This window comes from Streptomyces sp. NPDC051913 (assembly GCF_044593635.1).
In the GTDB taxonomy this organism is placed as follows: Bacteria; Actinomycetota; Actinomycetes; order Streptomycetales; family Streptomycetaceae; genus Streptomyces.
The window spans coordinates 245,889-269,231 of record NZ_JBIUCI010000004.1; the positions used below are offsets into that span (position 1 = coordinate 245,889).

19 protein-coding genes are annotated in these 23,343 nt (G+C 72.9%); 8 read left to right on the forward strand and 11 right to left on the reverse strand.

What is annotated here, in order from left to right; all coding sequences use genetic code 11:
- Nucleotides 1–5: 5 nt before the first annotated feature.
- Both ACIHIX_RS13745 and ACIHIX_RS13750 read right to left on the reverse strand, forming a co-directional pair.
- Nucleotides 6–476 carry an SRPBCC family protein gene (locus ACIHIX_RS13745; RefSeq protein ID WP_399954372.1) on the reverse strand — a complete coding sequence of 157 codons (471 nt, stop codon included), beginning with the start codon at nt 474–476 and terminating at the stop codon, nt 6–8.
- A gap of 84 nt (nt 477–560) precedes the next feature.
- The gene (locus tag ACIHIX_RS13750) at nt 561–1,373 is read right to left on the reverse strand and encodes a DeoR/GlpR family DNA-binding transcription regulator (protein ID WP_399954374.1); all 813 of its coding nucleotides are present in this window, start codon (nt 1,371–1,373) and stop codon (nt 561–563) included.
- Between the two features lie 268 nt (nt 1,374–1,641).
- Here ACIHIX_RS13750 and ACIHIX_RS13755 point away from each other — a divergent pair, with 268 nt between their 5' ends.
- Nucleotides 1,642–3,927 (forward strand): hypothetical protein, encoded by a 2,286-nt coding sequence (locus tag ACIHIX_RS13755; RefSeq protein WP_399954377.1) that lies wholly within the window; start codon nt 1,642–1,644, stop codon nt 3,925–3,927.
- A 7-nt stretch (nt 3,928–3,934) separates the two neighbouring features.
- Here the strand turns inward: ACIHIX_RS13755 and ACIHIX_RS13760 are convergent, their stop codons facing one another.
- The 4 genes from ACIHIX_RS13760 to ACIHIX_RS13775 form a co-directional block, all read right to left on the reverse strand.
- Nucleotides 3,935–6,373: a right-handed parallel beta-helix repeat-containing protein gene (locus tag ACIHIX_RS13760; protein ID WP_399954380.1), complete on the reverse strand. Its 2,439-nt coding sequence runs from the start codon at nt 6,371–6,373 to the stop codon at nt 3,935–3,937.
- 108 nt (nt 6,374–6,481) lie between these two features.
- Nucleotides 6,482–7,087: a hypothetical protein gene (locus tag ACIHIX_RS13765; protein WP_399954383.1), complete on the reverse strand. Its 606-nt coding sequence runs from the start codon at nt 7,085–7,087 to the stop codon at nt 6,482–6,484.
- 174 nt (nt 7,088–7,261) lie between these two features.
- Nucleotides 7,262–8,089 carry an MOSC domain-containing protein gene (locus tag ACIHIX_RS13770; protein ID WP_399954386.1) on the reverse strand — a complete coding sequence of 276 codons (828 nt, stop codon included), beginning with the start codon at nt 8,087–8,089 and terminating at the stop codon, nt 7,262–7,264.
- A 42-nt stretch (nt 8,090–8,131) separates the two neighbouring features.
- Nucleotides 8,132–8,563 (reverse strand): DUF6643 family protein, encoded by a 432-nt coding sequence (locus ACIHIX_RS13775; protein ID WP_329332307.1) that lies wholly within the window; start codon nt 8,561–8,563, stop codon nt 8,132–8,134.
- Between the two features lie 296 nt (nt 8,564–8,859).
- On the opposite strand from ACIHIX_RS13775, the gene ACIHIX_RS13780 reads away from it, so the two are divergent.
- Complete coding sequence (locus ACIHIX_RS13780) at nt 8,860–10,158, forward strand: TerD family protein (protein ID WP_399954389.1); 1,299 nt, start codon at nt 8,860–8,862, stop codon at nt 10,156–10,158.
- Between the two features lie 12 nt (nt 10,159–10,170).
- On the opposite strand, the gene ACIHIX_RS13785 is transcribed toward ACIHIX_RS13780, so the two are convergent.
- Nucleotides 10,171–11,346 carry a glycosyltransferase gene (locus tag ACIHIX_RS13785; RefSeq protein ID WP_399954392.1) on the reverse strand — a complete coding sequence of 392 codons (1,176 nt, stop codon included), beginning with the start codon at nt 11,344–11,346 and terminating at the stop codon, nt 10,171–10,173.
- 57 nt (nt 11,347–11,403) lie between these two features.
- Here ACIHIX_RS13785 and ACIHIX_RS13790 point away from each other — a divergent pair, with 57 nt between their 5' ends.
- Nucleotides 11,404–12,189: a glutamate racemase gene (locus ACIHIX_RS13790; protein WP_399954395.1), complete on the forward strand. Its 786-nt coding sequence runs from the start codon at nt 11,404–11,406 to the stop codon at nt 12,187–12,189.
- Nucleotides 12,190–12,591: 402 nt separating this feature from the next.
- Entirely contained in the window at nt 12,592–13,134 is a 543-nt protein-coding gene (locus ACIHIX_RS13795) for a hypothetical protein (RefSeq protein WP_399954398.1), read from the forward strand.
- A gap of 7 nt (nt 13,135–13,141) precedes the next feature.
- Here ACIHIX_RS13795 and ACIHIX_RS13800 read toward each other — a convergent pair whose 3' ends face one another.
- Nucleotides 13,142–14,212 carry an O-antigen ligase family protein gene (locus ACIHIX_RS13800; RefSeq protein ID WP_399954400.1) on the reverse strand — a complete coding sequence of 357 codons (1,071 nt, stop codon included), beginning with the start codon at nt 14,210–14,212 and terminating at the stop codon, nt 13,142–13,144.
- Between the two features lie 251 nt (nt 14,213–14,463).
- Between ACIHIX_RS13800 and lnt the strand changes: the two genes are divergently transcribed.
- From lnt to ACIHIX_RS13820, 4 genes are all read left to right on the forward strand, one after another.
- Complete coding sequence (lnt, locus tag ACIHIX_RS13805) at nt 14,464–16,074, forward strand: apolipoprotein N-acyltransferase (protein WP_399954403.1); 1,611 nt, start codon at nt 14,464–14,466, stop codon at nt 16,072–16,074.
- A 10-nt stretch (nt 16,075–16,084) separates the two neighbouring features.
- The gene (locus ACIHIX_RS13810) at nt 16,085–16,564 is read left to right on the forward strand and encodes an NUDIX hydrolase (RefSeq protein ID WP_399954406.1); all 480 of its coding nucleotides are present in this window, start codon (nt 16,085–16,087) and stop codon (nt 16,562–16,564) included.
- Between the two features lie 54 nt (nt 16,565–16,618).
- Nucleotides 16,619–17,419, forward strand: a complete 801-nt coding sequence (locus tag ACIHIX_RS13815) for a 3-hydroxybutyrate dehydrogenase (RefSeq protein WP_399954409.1) — start codon at nt 16,619–16,621, stop codon at nt 17,417–17,419.
- 68 nt (nt 17,420–17,487) lie between these two features.
- Nucleotides 17,488–19,413, forward strand: coding sequence for a helix-turn-helix domain-containing protein (locus ACIHIX_RS13820; protein ID WP_399954412.1), 1,926 nt, complete (start codon nt 17,488–17,490; stop codon nt 19,411–19,413).
- A gap of 45 nt (nt 19,414–19,458) precedes the next feature.
- Here ACIHIX_RS13820 and ACIHIX_RS13825 read toward each other — a convergent pair whose 3' ends face one another.
- The 3 genes from ACIHIX_RS13825 to ACIHIX_RS13835 form a co-directional block, all read right to left on the reverse strand.
- Complete coding sequence (locus ACIHIX_RS13825; RefSeq protein WP_399954414.1) at nt 19,459–20,853, reverse strand: MFS transporter; 1,395 nt, start codon at nt 20,851–20,853, stop codon at nt 19,459–19,461.
- 146 nt (nt 20,854–20,999) lie between these two features.
- Complete coding sequence (locus ACIHIX_RS13830) at nt 21,000–22,022, reverse strand: TolB-like translocation protein (RefSeq protein ID WP_399954416.1); 1,023 nt, start codon at nt 22,020–22,022, stop codon at nt 21,000–21,002.
- A gap of 53 nt (nt 22,023–22,075) precedes the next feature.
- Nucleotides 22,076–23,341: an MFS transporter gene (locus ACIHIX_RS13835; protein ID WP_399954419.1), complete on the reverse strand. Its 1,266-nt coding sequence runs from the start codon at nt 23,339–23,341 to the stop codon at nt 22,076–22,078.
- Nucleotides 23,342–23,343: the final 2 nt, after the last annotated feature.

Below are 23,343 nucleotides of genomic sequence, written 5' to 3' on the forward strand. Positions count from 1 at the left end.
GGTCCCTATGGGGCGAGCCGCCGGTCCAGTGCGGCGGCCGCGTCCCGGAACGCGCGACCCAGGCCGGGGGCCGCGAGCCTCGCGGCCAGGCGGTAGGCGGCCGTGCCGTCCGTGGCGAACGTCCAGCGCACATGGGTGCCCGGGCCCGAGGGGGCGAGCCGCCACTCCTCGACGAGGGACCGCACCCCAGCCACATTGGCGACGTCGACGCGATAGGCGTACACCTCCGGCTCCTTGGCCGCGATGATCGTCTCCTGGAAACGCCCACCGCCCTTGAGGCGTATCTCCCGGGTGGTGCCGTCACCGGTCGGCCGGGCCAGCGTCACCGCGGCGAACCACTCGGTCCACCCCGGCACATCATCGGCGAGCGCCCGGAAGACCTGCTCCGGCGAGGCGGACATCTCCCGTGCGAAGACCAGCCGTACGGGTGCCGACTCGACGAAGTCGAGCCCCACCTCGCGCAGTTGGTGCGCCATGGACCACACCCTCCTCGTGTCGGACAGCGTGACGACCGGAGGCTGTTCACCGTAGCTGACGCACCATCAACTGTCTGTAGGGCCTCAGTCCTCGCCCGCGACCACCAGCCGCCGCAGCTGCTCGGCGACCTCCTCGCGCGCCGCGGCCGGCAGCCCCGCGTCCGTCACCAGCGTGTCGACCTGATCCAGCGCCGCGAACGAACTCAGTCCCACCGTGCCCCACTTGGTGTGGTCGGCGACCACCACGACCCGGCGCGCCGACTGCACCAGCCGGCGATTGGTCTCGGCCTCCGCGAGGTTCGGCGTGGACAGGCCGGCCTCGACCGATATGCCGTGGACACCGAGGAAGAGCACGTCGAAGTGGAGCGCCGCGATGGCCTGGTCGGCGACCGGGCCCACCAACGAGTCGGACGGCGTACGCACACCGCCGGTCAGCACGACCGTCGCCGCTCCCTGGCGCGGACCCGAGGTGCGCTGCGCCGCGTGGAACACGTCGGCCACCCGCACCGAGTTGGTGACGACCGTGAGATCCGCGACGTCCAGCAGATGATGGGCCAGCGCGTACGTCGTCGTACCGCCCGACAGGGCGATCGCGCTGCCCGGCGCGACCAGTTCGGCCGCCGCGCGCGCGATGTCCTCCTTGGCCGTCAGCTCCAGGCCCGACTTCGCCTCGAAACCCGGCTCGTGCGTGCTCGCCTCGACCACCGGCACCGCGCCGCCGTGCACCTTCTCCAGGACACCCTGGCGGGCCAGCGCGTCGAGGTCGCGGCGCACCGTCATGTCCGACACGCCGAGCTTGCGCGTCAGCTCGTTGACCCGGACGCCGCCGCGCCGCCGCACCTCGTCCAGGATGAGGGCGCGCCGCTGCTCCGCGAGGAGGTTCTGATTCTCACTCACGTACGCTCCGGTCCTTTCGCCGCAATCCGTTCGACACGCCCGGCGACCTGCTCCCACCAGCCCGCGGACGTTCCATCCTCGCACGTCACGGTACGGGTCGCGGCACCGACTGTCACGACGCGCGCATGTCACCTTCACCCCATCGTTCCCCCGCCCGTCACACGGATCGGGGAGATTCCGTGACGAGGGGTGTACGAGGCCGCCCCAGCGGAGATCCTTGAGCCCGCACGACACATGCCGACGGCGCGTCACGGGGGAAGTGCGAACAGTGGAACGTGCGCAGGAACGTGCCTCGACGACCGGCTCCGCCCTGGAGCTGCTGGTCCACGGGGTGGGCGGTACGACGCCCGAGAAGATGCTCGACGACCCGCGGACCGTGCGGATCACCGGCGACGACACCGCGGCCGTGTTCCGGCGCGCCGAGGACGTCGACGCCGACACCGGACGACCGAAGGACCCACACCAGGAGCCGGTGCCCGAGGCCTACGTCTGGTGCAATCTGACCTCCGGCAACTCCTCCCGCGCGCTGTGGCTGTTGCTGCTGCCCTTCATGGTCGTCAACCTCGCCCACTGGATGCGCCCCGCCGCCCGCGGGCGCACCCGCACGGTCCGCCTGTACGGGCTGCTGGTGCGGCTCGCCGCCCTCACCCTGACCGTGCTCCTGGTCGCGGCCGTCTGCGAGGTCGCGCTCGACCTCACCGCCTGGCAGTGCGCGGGCACGCGCGCGTGCGCCGACCGGCACTCCTGGCTCGGCTTTCTCTCACCGACGGTCTCCGACGGCGGCTGGTGGAGCGGCCCCGGCCGTCGCCTCGCACTCGCCGCCCTGCTGCCCGCCGCGCTGACCACCCTGCTCTGGTACCTGTCCCACCGCACCTGGAACGCGTACGAGTCCCAGCAGCCCCTCACCCGTCCCGCCGAGCACGACGAGGACACCGCCCGCACCGCGCTCGGCCGCCCCGGCTTCTGGTACGGCCGTCGGCTGGTCGCCCGGCTGCGCGCCGCCCACACCGCCGCGGCCCTGCTCACGATCGCCGCGGCGGTCGCCTCCGCGGCGGCCCGCTTCGACCGGCGCGCGGGCGGACCCGCCCCGCTCGACACCCTCGGCCTGCTCCTGCTCGGGGCGATCGCCGCCGGCGCGGCCGTCGTGGTGGGGGTGGTCTGCCGCCGCGGCCGCAGTGAGAACCGTCTCGACCGCGAGCTCGACGAACGTCTCGTACGACGTCTGCCGCTCGCCGCGCTCGTGCTGCTCCTGCTCAGCCTGGTGTACGCCGGCTGGGACCGGCCGGGATGGGAGTCGCGGGGGCGGCTGCCGGGGGACGCGACCTTCGGCGGCATCGCCCTCGCCCAGGGCCTGATCGTGATCGTGATGGCCGTCGTCGCCCAGGTCCTGCACCGCACGCATCCCGACCCGCGCGCCGCGATGCGCGGCCTCGGCGGTCCCGCGGTCGCCATGCTGGCCTGTGCGCTCGGCGGGGTGATGTCCGGCGGCGTCTCCCAGCGGGTCGCCGACTGGCTGGACGGCACCGGTGCCTCGATCCCGGGCCCGCCGGTCCTGCTGACCTGGCAGGCGTCCGTGATCCCGCCGCTGCTCGTGGTGCTGCTGGTGCTGGGCGGCCGGCTGGGCCGGCGCGCCTGGCTGCTGCGCCGGGCCGAGCTGGCCGCCATCGACGTCGACTACCCGGACGAACCCAAGGACCGGGCCCGCACCCGGAGCATCGCCAACGCCCGCGCCCTGGCCACGCTCACCGACCGGGCCCCGCGCATCCTCGCCGTCACCTCCGCCACCACGCTGCTGCTGGGTGCCGGCGCCCTGGTCGGCGCCATGACGACGGAGGAGGTACCGGCCGAGGCGGCGGGAGACTCGTACGCCGTCCTCCAGGGCGCCGCCGACACCGCGCAGGCGCTCGGCTCCTGGCTGATCGGGTTCGGCTTCATACTCTTCGTCACCTGGGGCAGACGCGCCTACAAGGACCCCTCCGCGCGCCGCACCATCGGCATCCTCTGGGACGTCGGCACCTTCTGGCCGCGCGCCGCCCACCCTTTCGCTCCGCCCTGTTACGCCGAGCGCGCGGTGCCCGACCTCACCTGGCGGATGGCCACCTGGACGCGGGCCACCGGTGGCCGCCTGGTGATCTCCGGACACTCCCAGGGCAGTGTCCTCGCCGCCGCGGCGGCCTGGCAGCTGACCCCCGCCGACCGCAGACGAGTCGCCCTGCTCACCTACGGCTCACCGCTGGAGCGCCTGTACGGCCGCTGGTTCCCGGCCCACTTCGGACCGGCGGCCCTGAGCGCCCTGCACCACGACGTCGCCTGCTGGCGCAATCTGTACCGGCCCACCGACCCGATCGGCGGCCCCATGCGCCTGTCCGGCGCGTGCGGCCCCGAGGTCGACCACGAACCCCTCCGGGACCCGCTGGCCTACGGCCGCACCGAGCGGCATCCGCTGCCCGCACCGATCCTGGGCCACTCCGACTACCAGGCGGACCCGGCGTTCGCGCAGGAACGGGCGAAGCTCCTGGCGAGGCTGCGACCGGACGTACCGGCGCAGCGGTAGCTCCGGGTCAGGGGAGCTCCGGCAGGTCCTCCGGGAACAGCAGGGTCAGGTCGTCCGTGCTGGGCTCCTCGACCTGGGCGACCCGGCTGGCGTGCCGCTCCACCATGGCCTCGAAGGTCTGGCGGGCGGTGCGGCCGTTGCCGAAGGCGGGGCCCTTGGGGATCGCCGTGAAGTACTTGAGCAGGGCCTCCGGCGCGCCCTTCGCCAGCCGGTACTCGTGCTCGTCGGCCTGCTGCTCGACGATCCTCAGCAGCTCGTCGGGCGCGTAGTCGCCGAAGGTGATGGTCCGTGAGAAGCGGGACGCCACACCGGGGTTGACCGACAGGAAGCGCTCCATCTCGGCCGTGTAGCCCGCGACGATCACCACGACCGCGTCCCGGTGGTCCTCCATCAGCTTCACCAGCGTGTCGATGGCCTCCTTGCCGAAGTCACGGCCCGAGTCCTCCGGCGACAGCGCGTACGCCTCGTCGATGAACAGCACCCCGCCCCGCGCCCGGTCGAAGGCCTCCTGGGTGCGGATGGCCGTCGAGCCGATGTGCTCGCCGACCAGGTCGACGCGGGACACCTCGACGAGATGGCCCTTCTCCAGCACGCCGAGGGAGGCGAGGATCTCGCCGTAGAGGCGGGCCACCGTCGTCTTGCCGGTGCCAGGGGAGCCGGTGAAGACCAGGTGACGCTTGACGGACGCCGCCTTCAGGCCGGCCTCCCGGCGGCGGCGGCCGACCTCGATCATGTCGGTGAGGGCGCGCACCTCGCGCTTGACGCTGTCGAGGCCGACCAGGGCGTCGAGTTCACCGAGCACGGCCTTGGAGGTCCGCGAGGGCTGCTCCGGCTCGGCGGGGGTGACCAGTGGTTCCTGTTCGGTGGTGCGCTGACCGGGGATGGCGCCGAGCAGCCCGGGGGACTGGCTCGCCGTCTGCACGGCGGTCGCCGGCGCGGCGGGCGGGGTCAGGCCCGCGCTCTCGTCGCTCGTGCAGTCCTCGACGACCGGGCCGGTGCCGGAGCCGCCGTCGGGGCCGGCGTCGGCGAACTCGTACCCGCCGCGCGCACACCGCTCCGTGCGGCACTTGCGCAGCGTCGTACGGCAGCCGTCTATGACATGGAAGCCGTACCCGGAACTGCCGGTGACCCGGCAGTTGAGGAAGCTGCCGCGGCCGCCGGCGGAGACGTAGAAACCGGCCTCCGCGGGGGAGTCGACCGTGCAGCGCTCGATGGTGGGATCGGCGCCCTTGGTGACGATCACACCGGTCTGGGTGCCGTCCACGGTGCAGTTGTTGAGCGTGCCGCCGCTGCCGTGGTCGCGGAACCAGGCGCCGGTCGCCGCGTCGCGGATGCGGCAGTCGTCGAGCTGGGCGGTGGCGCCGTCGCTCACCGACACAGCGGTGTTGCGCACCTGGGAGAGATCGCTGTCGACGACGTCCGCGCGGGAGCCGCGGTCGAGGACGAACAGCGCGTCCGGCACGTCGTGCACCCGGCAGGAGTCCAGCACCGCCGTCGCGCCGTCGCTGACCCACACCGCGGGATAGTCGCCGGTGCTGTCGAAGATCTCGCACTGGTTGGCGTCCACGCGCGTGCCCGGGTCCCACACCGACAGTCCGTTGCGCCCGAACTGACGCACCGTCGTGCGGGTCAGCGTCAGGACGGAGCGGGAACGCAGGTCCACCGCGTTCTCGGGGATGTCGTGGATCCGGCAGTCGGCCAGCGTCAGCACGGCGTCCGTGTCGAGCGTGACCCCGTCGGCGGTGGTGCGGTGCACATCGCAGTCGGTGAGGTGCGCGCTGGCCCGGCCGGTGATCTGGACGCCGCTGCCGCGGACCTCGTAGATCTCGCAACCGACCGCTTCCAGCGCGGAGTTCTCCCCGGTCGCCGTCAGGCCCGTGCCCGAGGTGTGGTGCACCCGGCAGCGCTCCAGGCGGGGGTGGGCGCCGCCGCGGACCGCGACACCGGCCTGCCCGGCCGCCACGACCTCGCACTCCTCGAACACACCGCCCCCGCCGTCGACCACGGCGATGCCGATGCCGGCCGGATTGTCGACCGTGCACCGCCGCACGGTCGGGCGGGCGCCGCCGCGCACCTCGATGCCGGCCGCGGACCGGGTGACGATCCGGATGTCCGACAGTTCCGGGGTGCCCTCCTCGACCAGCAGCGCTGGGGCCGCCGCGTCCTGGCCCTCCACATGCAGGTCCTGCACCACCGCCGAGGCCCGCACCGTGAGCGGTACCCCGTCCACGGGCGCGATGCGCACCGAACCGGGCGAGCCCTCGGGGCCGCGCAGGGTCACCGCCCGCTGGACGACGAGGTTCTCGCGGTAGGTGCCGGGGGCGACGGTGAGGACGTCGCCGTCGGCCGCGGCCTCCAGGGCGGCGGCGAGCGACGCGTACTCACCCGTGCGGCGCCGCCACCTCGAAGTGCCGGTGTGCGTCACCTGGACCGTGCCCTGTGCCATGGCGCTGCTGTGCCCCCACCTCGTGGTACGCGGGTTGGATGCCGAATGCCTCGGCCGGTCCACCGTAGCGTGCGCGCACGCGGTGGGTTGACCAGAGTGGGAAGGCCGTCAGCTGCCGGTCCCGGTCCTGCCCCAGTCCGGGCCCGCCTTGTCCCAGGCCTGGTCCCAACGGGCGTACCGGCGGCGGACCATGCGCCAGACGATCAACCGCCGGCCGCCCTCGACGAGACCGATGCCGAGCAGGGCCGCGCCGACCCCGGCGAGGACGGCGTGGGTGGTCGCGGTCGCGGAGTCCAGTGGGCGGGCCACTATGCGGCCGTGGGCGTCCGTCCACAGCGTGAAGTGGTCGCCGCTGTGCGGGTGTTTGAGGTTCGCCATGGCCGGGCCGTGCTGCGCGGTGCCGTCCGGCGCGGTCCAGTCGGCGACGACGCGGCTGCGCAGGTCCCGGCCGGTGGTCGTCTCGGGGTCGGCGTCCAGTGGCGAGCGGTCCAGGGCGCGGGCCACGGTGGCGGTGACCAGGTGACGGGACTTCTGCTGCTGGCGTACGGACTCCTGGAGCGCGTCCTGGGCGACACCGCCGACGACCGCGCCGGCCAGGGGTGTGACGACCAGGAGGAGCATCAGGGCCGCGAGGGCGACCCAGGCCTCGGCGAGGTCGGTCGCACGGCGCAGCGGATTGTGCCGCCAGCGCCAGAGTCCGCTGATCGCTCGCACCGTCCGCACCCCCTTCCCGCTCCGTGATAACCCTCGCTACGGCGTTTCACCCGCGGGACCGGTCAAAGAGAGAGCGAAATCACCTGCGCCGGGTCGTCCCACGAACGTCTCCAACATGCCAACGCCAGGCCCCTGGGAGCGAGTTCCCGCGAGCCGTCCTCGAACGGATCTCGGCTAGCCCAGGACCGTGACAGGATCGCCGACCCGGATCACACCGGGGGAGAGGGGCACGAGGTTCTGGCCGAAGACCAGCTTGCCCTCCAGTCTGCGGTGGCGCCCCAACGTGTGCAGCGGCTCCCGGCCGCGCACGGCACTGTCCTGGTCCGTGGTGGTCACCACGCACCGGCCGCAGCTCTTGGCGACGCGGAACCCGACCTCGCCGATCGTGATCCTCGACCAGTCGTCCTCGGCCCAGGGGCCGGTCCCGGACACGACCACGTTGGGCCGGAACCGGTTCATGGGCAGCGGGCCCTCCGCCGGGTGATCACCCTGAGCGACGAGGGAGTTGAGGGCGTCGAGCGAGGCGGTCGTGGTGACCAGCAGGGGATAGCCGTCGGCGAAGGAGACCGTCTCGCCCTCGCGCGCGTACTCGGGATCCACCGGGCGGCGCGTGGCGGGCTCGTCCATGTGCACGAGACGGACGTCGGCGCCCAGATACGCGCTGCACCAGGCGTGCACGGCCGGGTCCTCCGCCGGAACCGCCTCCACCTTGTCGCGGAAGATCTGCATCGGCACGGTCCCGACCGGCCGCGGCACGGGCACCGTCAGCGGCTGCGCACCGGGCGCGGACAGGCGAACGCCGCCGCCGGGCAGAAGCTCGGCGGCGGCGAGCGCGATGCGCGGTTGCTGCCGTTGCGTGACGACCTTTCCCCCGTCGTCGATCAGCGCCCAGCGCCGATCACCGGCCAGCCCCCAGGGCTCCACGACAGCCTCCAGGGGCGCCTGGCCCCGGAACGCCTTGACCGGATGTACGTGAATCGACTGCAGTTGCGCGTTGCCCATGGATCCATCGTGCCAGCAGGCACGGACGGTCCGCGGGTCGGCTCAGTAGCCGCGGTACTGCTGGTTGTTGTACGGGTCCTGATACGGCGCCGGAGCGGGGCGGGGAGCCGCGGGGCGCATCGCCTCGTAGCCCATGCCCTGGTTCATCGGACGGGGCTGCTGCTGCGGCCCGGGATAACCGCGCGGCGCGGAGGCCTGCTGCGGGATGTACGCGGCGGGCGCCTGTTGCAGCGGCGAGGGCTGCTGCGCCTGCGGATAGCCGTAGGAGGGCTGGGACGGTCCCGCCGGGAGGGCGGGCAGCGCGGACGGCAGCGCGGGCAGGTTGCTGCTGCTCGGCATGGCGTACTCCGCCGGGACCCGGATCGGGGCGATCTGCGGGGTGCCCCGCTCGGCCACGAGCGAGTCGTAGATCGGAGTGTCCGGGAAAGAGGCGGAGTAGTAGCCGCCGCCATAAGTGGAGCGGGGGGAGGTCATGGCACATAAGTTAAGCCCACGATGTGCTGGTTGGGGAGACCGATAAGAGGGTTGTTTTCCGTGTCGGCAGTGACCTGGGATCCCCAATGCGAGCGAACTCGGCAAAAAGGGACCTCGACCTGCGTTCGGATCCTGTAAAGCCCGAGTTCCGAGCGGGTTACCGGGGGTTGGACAGTGATCTTCCCGCGCACCCCGTGGGAGTTCGCTGTCGCGGGGAATAGGTTGACCCTGTAGAGAAGCAATGGGCTGCCGGGACATGCCTGGCGCGGTGCCACGTGATGGGGGCGGACATGTCAATGTCGAAAGGATCCAATACTCCGGTGCCGGCCACGGCGCTGAGGGTCGAATTGGGTTGGAACACCGGACCGGGGGTGCCCGACGCCGACGCGTCGGCGCTGCTCCTGGTCGGCGGGAAGGTCCGTTCCGACGCCGACTTCGTCTTCTACAACCAGCCGGCGCACTCCTCCGGCGCGGTCCGGCACGAGGGCAAGCGCAACCTCGGTGGCCAGGTGGTCGACAGTCTGCTCGTCGACCTCGCGCGCGTGGAGCCCACGATCGAGACGATCGTCCTGGCCGCCTCCGCCGACGGCGGCGCGTTCGGACAGGTGCCGGGCCTCCACATCGAGGTCAAGGACGCCACTCAGGGGACCTCGGTCGCCCGTTTCGACAGCACCGGCGCCACCGTCGAAACGGCTTTCGTGCTCGGTGAGTTCTACCGCCGCCAGGGTTCCTGGAAGTTCCGTGCCGTCGGCCAGGGCTACAGCAGCGGACTCGAAGGCCTGGCCACCGACTTCGGCATCACGGTCGACGAACCCCAGCAGGCCGCCGCCCCGGCGCCGACCGCGCCGCGCGCTCCCGTGGCGCCCCCCGTGACCGCACCCGCGCCCATGCCCCCGGTGACCATGCCACCGCCTCCCGCCGCACCGCCGACGGCACCTCCGCCACCCGCCCAGCCGGTCCGCCTCACCAAGGTCACGCTCACCAAGGCGTCCCCCTCGGTGTCGCTCACCAAGCAGGGCGGCACCTCCGGCGCCATGCGGGTCAACCTCAACTGGGAGGTGCGCAAGCAGTTCTCGGGGTGGGCCAGCAAGCTGGGCCGCCCGGTCGCCATGCACAACGACCTCGACCTCGACCTGTGCGCCCTGTACGAACTCACCGACGGCAGCAAGGGCGTCGTCCAGGCCCTCGGCAACGCCTTCGGCTCCCTGCACCAGCCGCCCTTCATCCACCTCGACGGCGACGACCGCACCGGCGCCGTCGCGAGCGGCGAGAACCTCACGATCAACCTCGACCACAAGCAGTTCTTCCGCCGCGTCCTGGTCTTCGTCACGATCTACGAGGGCGCGCGCTCCTTCGCCGACCTGCACGCCACCGTGACGCTCCAGCCGCAGTTCGGCGCCCCGATCGACTTCTCCCTCGACGAGTGCACCGTCCCCTCGACGGTGTGCGCGCTCGCCCTCATCACCAACACCGGCTCCGACCTCGTCGTCCAGCGCGAGGCCCGCTACCTGGTGCCCGAGCGCGGCGTGAGCCCGCAGCGGACCGTCGACTACGCCTACGGATGGGGCATGAACTGGACCCCCGGCCGCAAGTAGGGGGCCACTCGCTCACCCCTCCTCGGACACCGTGCCCGGACGGGCGTAGGTGCGGCCCTTCCAGGCCGCACCGCGCCCCCGGTAGTGCTGCACCGCGGAGTCGACCGTCATCAGCAGATAGAGGAACGCCGTGACCGGCAGCAGCGCAGCGAGCCCCAGCGGCTGCCGGTAGTAGCGCAGCATCGGGACGTACGTCCCCGTCATCACCAGCCACGCCGCGCCACCGAGGACCGATGCCGTGGCGTCTCCCGCCACGAGCCCCACGAGCAGCGCCACGGGCGGCACCAGATAGACCAGCGCGAGCCCCGCCACCGTGCCGGTCAGCAGCAGGAGACTGTGCCGCAGCTGCGCGTACGCGCTGCGCGAGACCATGCGCCACAGGTCGTGCAGCCGCGGATAGGGACGCACACTGTCCACCCGCTCCGCCAGCCCCAGCCAGATGTGCCCGCCGCCGCCCTTGACCGCCCGCGCGAGGGCGACGTCGTCAATGACGGCGTGCCGGATCGCGTCCGGGATCCGCGCCCGCGTGGCTGCATCGGTGCGCAGCAGCACACAGCCGCCCGCCGCGGCCGCCGTACGCGACCCCCTCTTCCCGATCCGGCGGAACGGATACAACTGCGCGAAGAAGTAGACGAAGGCCGGTACCACCAGGCGTTCCCACCGGCTCTCCACCCGCAGCCGGGCCATCTGGGAGACGACGTCGAAGCCGCCGGTGCGCGCCGCCGCGACCAGCTCGCGCAGGCTGTCGGGTGCGTGGGCGATGTCGGCGTCCGTCAGGAGCAGGTACTCGGGGTCACGCGCGCGTGCCAGGCCGATGCCGTGGCGCACCGCCCAGAGCTTGCCGGTCCAGCCCGCGGGCGGCTCACCCGGCGAGTCGACGGTGAGCGGCAGGCCGCCGTGGCGCCGGGCCAGGTCCCGGGCCAGCTCTCCCGTGCCGTCCGTGCTGGCGTCGTCGACGAGGAAGACCTCGGCCCGTCCCGGATAGTCCTGGGCGAGCAGCGAGGGCAGGCTCGCGGGCAGCACCTCGGCCTCGTCGCGCGCGGGGACGACGACACCGACCGACGGCCAGTCGTCCGGCTCGCGCCGCTCGGGGAGTCTGACGTCCGTGCGCCAGAAGAAGCCCTGGCACAGCAACAGCCACAGCCAGGCGGTGAGGGATACGGCGGCGGTCCACGCGATGGCGCTCACGGGCGCAGTCTGCCCCACGGGACCGGCCGGAAAGGGCTCATCGTCTATCGTGGCCGGGTGAAGATCGCGCTCATGGACTCCGGACTCGGCCTCCTCCCCGCCGCCGCCGCGGTACGCCGGTTGCGGCCCGACGCGGATCTCGTCCTGTCCTGGGACCCCGACGGCATGCCGTGGGGACCGCGCACCCCCGAGGACATCACCGAGCGGGCCCTGGCCGTCGCCGGTGCCGCCGCGGAGCACGACCCCGATGTCCTGATCGTCGCCTGCAACACCGCGTCCGTGCACTCCCTGCCCGCGCTGCGCGCCCGCTTCGAACCGGGGCTGCCGATCATCGGCACCGTCCCGGCGATCAAGCCGGCCGCGGCCGGCGGCGGACCCGTCGCCATCTGGGCCACCCCCGCCACGACCGGCAGCGCCTACCAGCGCGGTCTCATCGAACAGTTCGCGGTCGGCGTGGACGTCACCGAGGTGCCCTGTCCGGGGTTGGCCGACGCCGTGCACCACGCGGACGAGGCGGCCGTAGCGGTCGCCGTCGCCGCGGCCGCCGCGCTCACGCCCGAGGACGTGACCACGGTGGTCCTGGGCTGCACCAACTACGAACTGGTCGCCGAGCCCATCCGGTCGGCCGTCCAGCGGCCCGGCCGGCCGCCGCTCATCCTGCACGGCACCGCCGGAGCCGTGGCGGCCCAGGCCCTGCGCCGCATCGGCGCGGCCCCCGCACCGGACGCCACCGCGGACGGCACGCTCACGGTGCTGCTCAGCGGACGGCGGGAAGCGCTGCCGGAGACCGCCCTGACGTACGAGGAAGGAAGGTTCCTCCAGGCGGTCACCCACGCCCGCTGAGCACAGGCGAGCGAGGTTCCCCCCCGCGGTCACCCATGCCGCTGAGCGCAGGCGAGCGAGGTTCCGCCGGGCCGTGACCCGTGCCGCCGAGCGCAGGCGAGCGAGGTTCCTCCAGGCGGTCACCCACGCCCGCTGAGCACAGGCGAGCGAGGTTCCCCCCCGCGGTCACCCATGCCGCTGAGCGCAGGCGAGCGAGGTTCCGCCGGGCCGTGACCCGTGCCGCCGAGCGCAGGCGAGCGAGGTTCCTCCAGGCGGTCACCCACGCCCGCTGAGCGCAGGCGGGCAAGGTTCCTTCAGGCCGTCCCCGCGCCCGCTGACCGACGCCCGCGCGAGGCACCCGTCCGGCCCGTCACTCTCCGCCACGCGCTACCCGCGGGGCGAAACCTGAGTAATCTCGTACGCATGAGGGACCACCCCCAGGGCGAGAGCGTGCCGCATTCCGATGTCTGGACCGGACGGGCCACCAACCGGTACCAGTGGCTGCTGGCGCTCGTGGGCGCCGCGTGCCTGGCGCTCGGTATCGAGCTCGCCGTCGACTCGGCATGGACCTCCGGTATCGCCCCGCTCGCCATGGCCGTCGTCGGCTGTATCGCGGCCGGGCTGCTGGTCCTGTTCGGCACGCTGGCGTTCGTGCACGTCGCGCTGAAGGTCGACGAGGAGCACCTGGAGGTGCGCTGCGGCCACATGGGCCTGCCGCGCCGCCGCATCCCTCTCTCCCTGGTGGCCGGCGCCGAGGTCGCGCACGTCACGCCGCGGCACTGGGGCGGCTGGGGCTACCGCTGGCGGCCCGAGAAGGGCACCGCCGTCGTCGTACGCCGTGGTGAGGGCGTACGGCTGAGCCTGTGGGACGGGCACACGTTCACGATCACCGTGGACGACGCCGAGGCCGCCGTACAGATCATCCGGGACCGGTTGCGGCCGCGTACGCCCGGTGCGGCGCACTGAGCGCTCCTCACGGAGCCAGTCGGTCGCGTGCGGGGCGTACCTCCGTCTGAGGGCGTGCCGACTCGTCCGCCAGGGGGCGGGCCGCGGCCAGCCCCGCGAGCAGTCCGGCGCCCACCGACACCGTCGTGAAACTGAGGGCGTTGCCCACCGAGGCGATCGCCGCCAGCACGGTCAGCGCCGCTCCCGCGGTGAGGGCCACCGGCGTGGGGCGCGGGGAGCGCCACAGGGTGGAGAGCATCCAGCAGAAGACCGCGCCGAGCAGCAGCACGCCGACGACTCCCTGTTCGGCGGCCTGCTGCAACGGTGCCGAGTGAGGTTTGCCGTCGGACAGCAGGCTCTGCGCCGCGGTCGTGCTGAGCTCGCCGAACCGCCCGGGGCCCACGCCCAGGCCCGCGTCCCGGTGTGCCATGTGCAGCGCGTCGTGCCACAGGTCGATCCGGTGCCGGGTCAGCCGGCCCTCCAGCGACGCCGTGAGTCCCTCCGGCAGCGCCTGGCCTGCGACCGCCCACGGCAGTGCGGTGGTCAGGGCCGCGGTGAGGGCCAGTCCGGCGAAGCCCGCGCCGCGGTGGCCGCGCATCTGGCCGGCGGCGAGCGAGGCCAGCAGCACCGCGCCGCTCGCGACACAGCCAGCGGCCGAACCGAGGACCGCGGCCGTCACCACGATCCCGGCGGCCAGGAGCCGCAGCACGAGCCGCGGTACCGGGGCGTGTGCGGCCCAGGCGGCACAGCACGCGGCGCCCGTGGACAGCGTCAGCACCGCCGCGGCGCCGCCCGCGTGTCCGAGCGGCGCGACGATCTCCGGCCCGGGGGACAGACGTGGGGCCGCCGCCACCAGACCGACCCCGGTCAGCGCCGCCGCGCACAGGGGCGCGACCGGCAGCAGCGCTCCGCAGATCCGCCCCGCCGCGTAACCGGCGGCCACCGCGAGAACCGCGAGCAGCACGCCCTCGGGGCGGCCCGCGTGCGCGGCCGCCGTGATCAGCGCCCAGACGGCACAGGCCCCGAGCACCACGACACCCGCCGCGTCAGAAACGTTTCGTCTGTCGCCGTCCTCCCCAGGACCGGACGCAGACGTCATCCCCGTGGATCCCACCGACCCCCCGAACCGGTCTCCCCCCGACCTGTGCCGGGCCCGCTCGCACGTCCGCCTGACCGGCCGCACGACAAAGGCTCCGGCACACCGTAACGGCTGATGGACGGTTTGTGGACGAGTTGCGCAGGACGGATGCGGTACAGGGGGTCCTGGGCGGTCGGTACTGCTTTCGTGCGCGAGCGCTGCCGTCCGGACCGCGCTGTCGGTGCCCAGGTCACCCGCCGTACACTCCCGGAGTGACCGTCACCGCAACATCCGTGGACGAGTCGGACCGGGCTCAGCCGCTCGCCGCCGCCTCGCGCGGGGCCCGCCTCGTGCGCTTCGTCCCGGCCCTCGCCGCCGCGCTCTCCGGAGTGCTGCTCTACGTCAGCTTCCCGCCCCGCACCCTGTGGTGGCTCGCGCTTCCGGCCTTCGCCGTGTTCGGCTTGGTGCTGCGCGGCCGCAGCTGGAAGGCGGGCCTGGGCCTCGGCTACCTCTTCGGCCTCGGCTTCCTGCTGCCGCTGCTGGTGTGGACCGGCGTGGAGGTCGGCCCCGGGCCGTGGATCGCGCTGGTGGCGATCGAGGCGATCTTCGTCGCGCTGGTGGGCGCGGGCATCGCCACGGTGTCGAAGCTGCCCGGCGCGCCCCTGTGGTCGGCCGCCCTGTGGATCGCCGGCGAGGCGGCACGCGCGCGTGCGCCCTTCAACGGCTTCCCCTGGGGCAAGATCGCCTTCGGCCAGGCCGACGGCGTCTTCCTGCCGCTGGCCGCCGTGGGCGGCACACCGGTCCTCGGCTTCGCGGTCGTCCTGTGCGGTTTCGGGCTGTACGACGCCGTCCGCGTCCTCGTCGCCAAGCGCCGCGGCCAGGATGTTCGCCGGTCGGCCGCCGCGGTCGCCCTGCTGAGCCTCGTCGTCCCGGTCGTCGGGGCGCTCGCCGCCCGCCCGCTGGTCAGCGACAAGGCCGAGAACGGCACCGTGACCGTCGCCGTCATCCAGGGCAACGTGCCGCGCGCGGGCCTCGACTTCAACGCCCAGCGGCGTGCCGTCCTCGACTACCACGCGCGCGAGACCGAGCGCCTTGCCGAGAAGGTCAGGGCCGGCAAGGTCGCCAAGCCCGACTTCGTGCTGTGGCCCGAGAACTCCTCGGACGTCGACCCGTTCGCCAACTCCGACGCGCGCGCCGTCATCGACGGTGCCGCCAAGGCGATCGGCGTGCCGATCTCGGTCGGCGGCGTCGTCGAGCGGGACGGCAAGCTCTACAACGAGCAGATCCTGTGGGACCCGGTGAAGGGCCCGACCGACACCTACGACAAGCGGCAGATCCAGCCCTTCGGCGAGTACCTCCCGCTGCGCTCGCTCATCGGGGCGATCAACAGCGACTGGACCTCGATGGTCCGCCAGGACTTCAGCCGCGGCACCGAACCGGGCGTGTTCACCATGGCCGGCGCCGAGGTCGGCCTGGTCACCTGCTACGAGGCGGCCTTCGACTGGGCCGTGCGCTCCGAGGTCACCGACGGCGCCCAGCTGATCTCCGTACCCAGCAACAACGCCACCTTCGACCGCAGCGAGATGACCTACCAGCAGCTCGCCATGTCCCGCGTCCGCGCCGTCGAGCACAGCCGGACCGTGACGGTCCCGGTCACCAGCGGCGTCAGCGCGATCATCATGCCGGACGGGCGGATCACCCAGAAGACCGGCATGTTCGTCGCCGACTCCCTCGTCCAGAAGGTGCCGCTGCGGTCCTCCGAGACGCCGGCCACGAAGCTCGGCATCCTGCCCGAGATGCTGCTGGTCCTGGTCGCCGCGGGCGGACTGGGCTGGGCGATCTCCACGCGCGTGCGCGACAGGCGGGCCGGAGCAGCCGGTTAGGGTCGGGGGCATGGCTACTCCCGACTTCATCCGTGATCTCCGTGCCTCCGTCGGTCATCAGCTGCTGTGGCTCCCCGGAGTCGCCGCCGTCGTCTTCGACGACGAGGGCAGGGTGCTGCTGAACCGGCGCTCCGACACCCTTCGGTGGTCGCTGATCGGCGGTATCCCGGAGCCGGGAGAGCAGCCCGCCGCCTGCGCCGTGCGTGAGGTGTTCGAGGAGACGGCCGTGCATTGCGTCGCCGAGCGTGTCGTTCTCGTCCAGGCGCTGGAGCCGATCACCTACCCCAACGGTGACGTCTGCCAGTACATGGACATCACCGTGCGCTGCCGGGCCGTCGACGGCGAGGCCAAGGTCAACGACGACGAGTCGCTCGAGGTGGGCTGGTTCGCCGTGGACTCCCTGCCGGACCTGAACGAGTTCGGGAAGTTCCGGATCAAGCAGGCCCTCGCGGACGCCCCCACATGGTTCGACCCCACTGGATCCAGCTGAAGTATGGGTTACGGCCACATGGGGTGAGGTGCGACGGCTGCCTAGGGTCGTTTCATGACAGCTGCTCGCGCCCTCCCGGCCCCCCACGCCCCCACGCTCGACCTCGGCGGCCGCACCGCCCTCGTCACCGGCGCCGCCGGCGGCATCGGGCGCGCCTGCGTGCTCCGGCTCGCCGCGGCCGGGGCCAAGGTCAGAGCCGTGGACCGGGACGCCGCAGGGCTGGAGGAGCTCGTCGACGCGGCCCGGGACCTCGCGGGCGCCGTCGAGCCACACGTCCTCGACCTCACCGACCTGGACGCCGCCGAGCTCAGCGCCGCCGGGACCGACGTCCTGGTCAACAACGCCGGACTGCAACTGGTGCGCCCCATCGAGGAGTTCCCGCCCGACGTCTTCCACACGGTCCTCACCGTCATGCTGGAGGCCCCGTTCCGCCTGGTGCGGGGGGCCCTGCCACACATGTACGGGCAGGGGTGGGGCCGTATCGTCAACGTCTCCTCGGTGCACGGGCTGCGCGCCTCCGCCTTCAAGTCGGCGTACGTGGCCGCCAAGCACGGCCTGGAGGGCCTGTCCAAGACGGCCGCCCTGGAGGGCGCCCCGCACGGCGTCACCTCGAACTGCGTGAACCCCGCCTATGTCCGCACCCCTCTCGTCGAGAAGCAACTCGTCGACCAGGCGCGGGCGCACGGCATCCCCGAGGAGCGCGTCCTGACCGAGGTGCTCCTCCAGGACAGCGCGGTCAAGCGGCTCATCGAACCGGAGGAGGTCGCCGAGGCCGTCGCCTATCTGTGCAGCCCGCAGGCCTCCTTCGTGACCGGCACCTCCCTGGTGCTCGACGGCGGCTGGACGGCGCACTGACCGGTGGCGCCCGCCGGGGTTTTCCACAGGGCTGACGAGGTGAGTGCGTGATGAGGAATCCTGTGAACATGTCCCGCGATCACGTGCAGTCCGCCGAACGCCCCACCGGCAGCACCGAGGCTCCGTTCCTCGAACTGCTGGCCCGGGGCGCGTCCGCCGACGCCTACGAGCAGCCGGTGCTGCTCGCCCGGGCCGAGGGACGGCCCGCCGAGCGCGTCGCCGCGCTGGAGGAGGCCAAGCTGATCGCGCTGCGGGTGCGCTCGGAGCTGGAGGGCCGGCGCCGCCGCGAGGCCGAGCTGTCCGCGCTCTTCGAGACCGCGCACGACCTGGCGGGCCTGCGCGACCTGGACGCCGTCCTGCGGGCCATCGTCCAGCGCGCCCGGTCGCTGCTGGGCACGGACGTCGCCTATCTCAGCCTCAACGACCCCGCCCGGGGCGACACCTACATGCGGGTCACCGAGGGTTCCGTCGCCGCCCGCTTCCAGCAGCTGCGGCTCGGCATGGGAGAGGGGCTCGGCGGCCTCGTCGCCCAGACCGCCCGCCCCTATGTCACCGACGACTACTTCAAGGACGGCCGCTTCCAGCACACCCGCAGCATCGACAACGGCGTACGGGACGAGGGACTGGTCGCCATCCTCGGTGTGCCGCTGACGCTCGGGCACCATGTCATCGGGGTGCTGTTCGCCGCCGACCGGCGCGCCCGGGTCTTCGAGCGGGAGCAGATCGCCCTGCTCGGCTCCTTCGCCGCGCTGGCCGCGGCCGCCATCGACACCGCGAACCTCCTCACCGAGACCCGCTCGGCCCTCGCCGACCTGGAGCGGGCCAACGAGATCATCCGCGACCGCAGCGGTGTCATCGAGCGTGCCTCCGACGTCCACGACCGCCTCGCCGAGCTCGTCCTGCGCGGCGGCGGGGTGCACGACGTGGCGGCCGCCGTGGCCGAAGTGCTCGACGGCACGGTCGAGTTCCTGGAGGCCGTCGCCGCACCGGCCGAGGCCCTGGAGGCCTCCCGCGCCGAAGGACACGCGGTCAGACACCGCGACGACTGGGTCGCGGCCGTGGCCGCCGGCGGTGAGCTGCTCGGCGCGCTCGTCCTGCGTGGCCACCCCGGCCTGGACCCCGTCGACCAGCTCACCCTGGAGCGCGCGGCGATGGTCACCTCCCTGCTGCTGCTCGCCCGACGCTCCGCCGCCGAGGCCGAACAGCGCGTCCGCGGCGAGCTCCTCGACGACCTCCTCGACGCCCGCGACCGCGACCCCCGCCTTCTGCGCGAGCGCGCCGCCCGTCTGCACGCCGACCTCGACGCCACCCATGTGGTCCTCGCCGCCCGCCTCGACGGCACCACCGCCGACGCCGAGCAGGAGGCCGACGCCCGCAGACGCCTGTGGTCCGCCGCCTCCCACCTCGCCGCCACCCGGCACGGCCTGGCCGCCGCCCGTGACGGCGGCACCGTCCTGCTGCTGCCCCTGAAACCCGGCGACACCGCGACCGCCCTGGCCCGCCGCACCGCCCGCCACCTGGGCACGGCCGTCCACGAAGCGGTCACCGTCGGCGCCTCGGCCCCCGTGGCGGACCTGGCCACCCGAGCGGACAGCGTGACCGCCGCCTACGAGGAGGGCCGGCGCTGCCTCGACGCGCTGCGGCTCCTCGGCCGCACCGGCGACGGGGCGGCGGCCGAGGACTTCGGCTTCCTGGGCCTGCTCCTGGCCGGCGACCGGGACATCACCGGCTTCGTCGACCGCACGATCGGCCAGGTCGTCTCCTACGACGAGCGACGCGGCACCGACCTGCTGCGCACCCTCGACGCCTACTTCGCCTGCGGCATGAGCCCGGCCCGCACCAAGGACGAACTGCACGTCCATGTGAACACGGTCGCCCAGCGCCTGGAACGCGTCGGCCGCCTCCTCGGCGACGACTGGCAGAGCCCCGCCCGCGCCCTGGAGATCCAGCTCGCCCTGCGCCTGCACATACTGTCCGCTCCCGCACCGCACTGACCCCCGTGCGCGGGGCGCGTACGGGGGTCAGTGCGGTGCGGGAGATCAGACGGTGCGGGCGTCCGCGGTCTTTGTCGTCACGGGGGCGGCGTCGGCCGCGGAGTCCACGTCCGCCAGGTCCCGGTTGCGGGTCTCCTTGGCGACGCCCACCGCGATCAGCGTCAGCACCGCCGCGGCGATGACGTACAGGGCGATCGGCGTGGAGCTGTCGTAGTCGTCCAGCAGCGCGGTGGCGATGAGCGGCGCCGGTGCGCCCGCCGCGACCGAGGCGAACTGGGCGCCGATCGAGGCGCCGGAGTAGCGCATCCGGGTCGCGAACATCTCGGAGAAGAAGGCGGCCTGGGGCGCGTACATCGCACCGTGCAGCACCAGACCCACGGTGATGGCGAGGATCAGGTTGCCGAAGCTGCCCGTGTCGATGAGGGAGAAGAACGGGAACATCCACAGGCCGATGCCGGCCGCGCCCAGCAGATACACGGGACGCCGGCCGACCCGGTCCGACAGCGCGCCCCACAGCGGGATCACCGCGAAGTGCACGGCCGAGGCGATGAGGACCGCGTTGAGCGCGGTCTGCTTGGAGACGTCGGCGGCGGTGGTGGCGTAGACGAGGATGAAGGCGGTGATGACGTAGTAGCTGATGTTCTCGGCCATCCGGGCGCCCATCGCGATGAGCACGTCCCGCCAGTGGTGGCGCAGCACGGAGACGATCGGCAGCTTCTCCGCGTCGCCGCCCCGCTCGGCCCTGCGGGCCTCCGCCTGCGCCAACGCCTGCTTGAAGACCGGCGATTCGTCGACAGACAGACGAATCCACAAACCGACCATCACCAGGACCCCGGAGAGCAGGAACGGTATCCGCCAGCCCCAGCTGGTGAAGGCGCTGTCCGAGAGGACCGCGGTGAGCAGTGACAGCACACCGGTGGCCAGCAGTTGTCCCGCGGGCGCGCCGGTCTGCGGCCAGGAGGCCCAGAACCCGCGCCGCCTGGCGTCGCCGTGCTCGGACACCAGCAGCACGGCCCCGCCCCACTCACCGCCGAGCGCGAAGCCCTGCACCAGACGCAGCGCGGTCAGCAGCACGGGGGCGGCGGAGCCGACCGTCGCGTGCGTGGGCAGCAGCCCGATCGCGAAGGTCGCCCCGCCCATCAGCAGCAGGCTCAGCACCAGCAGCTTCTTGCGGCCGAGGCGGTCGCCGTAGTGCCCGAAGACGAGCGCCCCGAGCGGACGGGCCGCGAATCCGACGGCGTACGTCAGGAAGGACAGCAGGGTGCCGACGAGCGGATCGGAGTCGGGGAAGAACAGCTTGTTGAAGACAAGGGCGGCGGCGGAGCCGTAGAGGAAGAAGTCGTACCACTCGATGGTCGTGCCGATGAGGCTGGCGGCGACGATGCGCTTCAGGTTGCCCGGTGTGGTGGGCGTGGGTGGAGCGGATGCTGCGGAGGCCATGAGCGCCACTTCCTCGTGTGCTGTGGGGACGGGTACGTGTCGCACACCGTAGAAACACGCAGGTCAGGAGCACATGTGGTGGGACAACATAGTTCGGGGCGCTGTGGTGTCCCCTCGACCACCTGGAACCCATTGCCGAGGAGGTGCTACAGGGGTGCCGGGGACGACGCGCCCGCGATCAACAGGCTCGGTGTGCCCTTGCCGTTGGCGGGCACGCTCCACAGGTCGGTGGTGCCGACCTTGCCCTCGGCGGGGAGGGCGTAGGCGACGGTGTCGTCGTCCAGCCAGGTGGCCTGGTCATCGACGCTGTGCCGTTCGGCGAGCGGGGTCTCGCGCAGGGTGCGCAGATCGAGGACGTATTCGCGCCAAAGGTCGGTGCGGGAGAGCACCCGCTTCTTGAAGGCGACGCGGGTCCCGTCGGGGGACAGGGAGGGGCACTCCACGTTCTCCACGAGCGTGGTCACCGACTGCTGGGAGAGCGAACCGCGCACCAGGTAGGTCTTGTTGGCGGTGTTCAGCGTCGCGTAGAAGGTGTCGTCGTCGGTGGCGAAGGTGACGCCCCAGAAGTTGACGTCCGCCGCTTTGTACGACTTCCCGTCCAGCTTGATCGAGAACGTCTCCAGGCTCGGGATCAGCTTCATCGTGCGGGTGTCGAGGATCGAGGTGCGGGTGGAGAAGAAGGCTGAAGCGTAGGACTCGCCGGACACGAAGACCGTCCAGGCGACGAAACGGCCACTGGGCGAGACCCGGGCCCGGCTGGGGATGCCCGCGAGCGGGAAGGTGCGCACGGTGCGCAGGTCGGCGTCCAGGAGCAGGGCGCGGTTGCTCTGCTTGAGGACGCCGGTGTCGGACTGGAGGCAGACGCCCGTTCCCGCCGCCGCGTAGAAGCGGGCGCACTTCAGGTCCGACGCGGTCCGTCCGGCGCCGGGGTCGGCGGACGGCACGGCGGCGACGGCGGTGCGGTGCGGGCCCGCGGCCGCGTTGACGAAGGTCAGCAGGTTCTTGCGGTCGAGCGTCAACTTGCCCGAGCTGACGGCGGGTCCGCCGGCCTGCGGCTGGTTCGCCTGGTCCGCGCGGTCGGCGGCGTGCAGGACCATGCCGGTGGCCAGGCCGGCGAGCAGCACGACCGCCGCGACGAGTATGAGCAGGCGGCGGCGGAGCGAGGTCATGGGGTTCCTTGGGGCGGTTGTCGGTTCCGTGGTGATGCCGGGGGGTGCGGCGGTCATCGTGACCCGCCGGACGGCCGCAGCACCACACCCGCGACCATCGCGCAGCACAGCAGGCCCACGGCCGAGCCGGCCAGGGCCGGGCCGTCGCCCCACAGGGTCCAGGCGGCGCCGAAGGCCAGCGAGCAGCAGAAGCGGGCCAGTGCCTGGCTGGTGCCGACGATGGCAAGGCCGCTGGCGCGCAGATGCTCGGGCACGACCGCGGCCAGCGCGGCCGGCAGCACCCCGTCGGTGGCCGCGTAGAACGCGCCGTGCAGGGCGAGCACGGCTGGCACGAGCAGCGGGGTGTCCGGGGCCCACAGCAGCAGGGCGTACGCGGTGAGCAGGCCGACGTGGCCGGCGAGGAACACCGTGCGCCGCCCGATCCGGTCGGCCAGCGCGCCGAGCGGCACGGCCAGCAGCAGGAACACCACGGCGGTGCCCAGCGGCAGCAGCGTGAACCACTCCTCGCCGACCCCTGCCCGGCGTTGCAGCAGCAGATAGACGAACGCGTCGCTGACGGTGGTCAGACCGAGCAGCGCGGCGCACCCGGCGAGCGCCCGCAGCCGCGGCACCCGCAGCAGCGCCAGCGCCTCCCCGACCCGGACGGGCGGCCTCGGTTCGGCCCCCGCCTCGTCCGGTGTGTCGCGTCGTCTGCCGGGCACGAACAGCAGGAGTACGACCACGCCGAGCACGGCGACGCACGCGCTCACGCCGAACACGGCGTCGTAGCCGTCGGCCGCGGCGCGCAGGATGAAGAAGGCGGCCAGCGGGCCGAGCATCGCGCCGGTGGTGTCCATCGCCCGGTGCACACCGAAGGCGCGGCCCTGCCGCTCGACCGGCGTCGACAGGGAGATCATCGCGTCGCGTGGGGCGGTGCGCAGGCCCTTTCCGGTCCGGTCCAGGGCGAGGACCGTGCCGAGGGCGCCGATGCTGCCGGCCAGCAGGAGCAGCGGCTTGCACAGCGCGGACAGGCCGTAGCCGAGCCCGGCGAGCAGCTTGTGGTTGCGGATCCGGTCGGCGAGATGGCCGCCGGTGAGCTGCACCAGTGCGCTGACGCCGTTGTAGACCCCGTCGAGGGCGCCGAAGCCGAGGGGGCTGAAGCCGAGGGTGGTGACGAGATAGAGGGGGAGGACGGCGGTGACCATCTCCGAGGAGACGTCGGTGATCAGACTGACCGTGCCCAGGACGAGCACGACCGGGGCGACCTTGGGCCCCGGGCCGCGTCTTCGGCCCGGGGAGGTGTCCGCCTCCGGCGTGGCGGAGCGGTCGGTGAGATACATGT

Coding starts and splice junctions, on each gene's coding strand:
- ACIHIX_RS13770 (WP_399954386.1), bottom strand. CDS start 8,089: ATGGGCAACGCGCAACTGCAGTCGATTCACGTACATCCGGTCAAGGCG.
- ACIHIX_RS13815 (WP_399954409.1), top strand. CDS start 16,619: ATGACAGCTGCTCGCGCCCTCCCGGCCCCCCACGCCCCCACGCTCGAC.
- ACIHIX_RS13820 (WP_399954412.1), top strand. CDS start 17,488: ATGTCCCGCGATCACGTGCAGTCCGCCGAACGCCCCACCGGCAGCACC.
- ACIHIX_RS13810 (WP_399954406.1), top strand. CDS start 16,085: ATGGCTACTCCCGACTTCATCCGTGATCTCCGTGCCTCCGTCGGTCAT.
- ACIHIX_RS13830 (WP_399954416.1), bottom strand. CDS start 22,022: ATGACCTCGCTCCGCCGCCGCCTGCTCATACTCGTCGCGGCGGTCGTG.
- ACIHIX_RS13835 (WP_399954419.1), bottom strand. CDS start 23,341: ATGTATCTCACCGACCGCTCCGCCACGCCGGAGGCGGACACCTCCCCG.
- ACIHIX_RS13775 (WP_329332307.1), bottom strand. CDS start 8,563: ATGACCTCCCCCCGCTCCACTTATGGCGGCGGCTACTACTCCGCCTCT.
- ACIHIX_RS13745 (WP_399954372.1), bottom strand. CDS start 476: ATGGCGCACCAACTGCGCGAGGTGGGGCTCGACTTCGTCGAGTCGGCA.
- ACIHIX_RS13795 (WP_399954398.1), top strand. CDS start 12,592: ATGAGGGACCACCCCCAGGGCGAGAGCGTGCCGCATTCCGATGTCTGG.
- ACIHIX_RS13825 (WP_399954414.1), bottom strand. CDS start 20,853: ATGGCCTCCGCAGCATCCGCTCCACCCACGCCCACCACACCGGGCAAC.
- ACIHIX_RS13760 (WP_399954380.1), bottom strand. CDS start 6,373: ATGGCACAGGGCACGGTCCAGGTGACGCACACCGGCACTTCGAGGTGG.
- ACIHIX_RS13800 (WP_399954400.1), bottom strand. CDS start 14,212: ATGACGTCTGCGTCCGGTCCTGGGGAGGACGGCGACAGACGAAACGTT.
- ACIHIX_RS13780 (WP_399954389.1), top strand. CDS start 8,860: ATGTCGAAAGGATCCAATACTCCGGTGCCGGCCACGGCGCTGAGGGTC.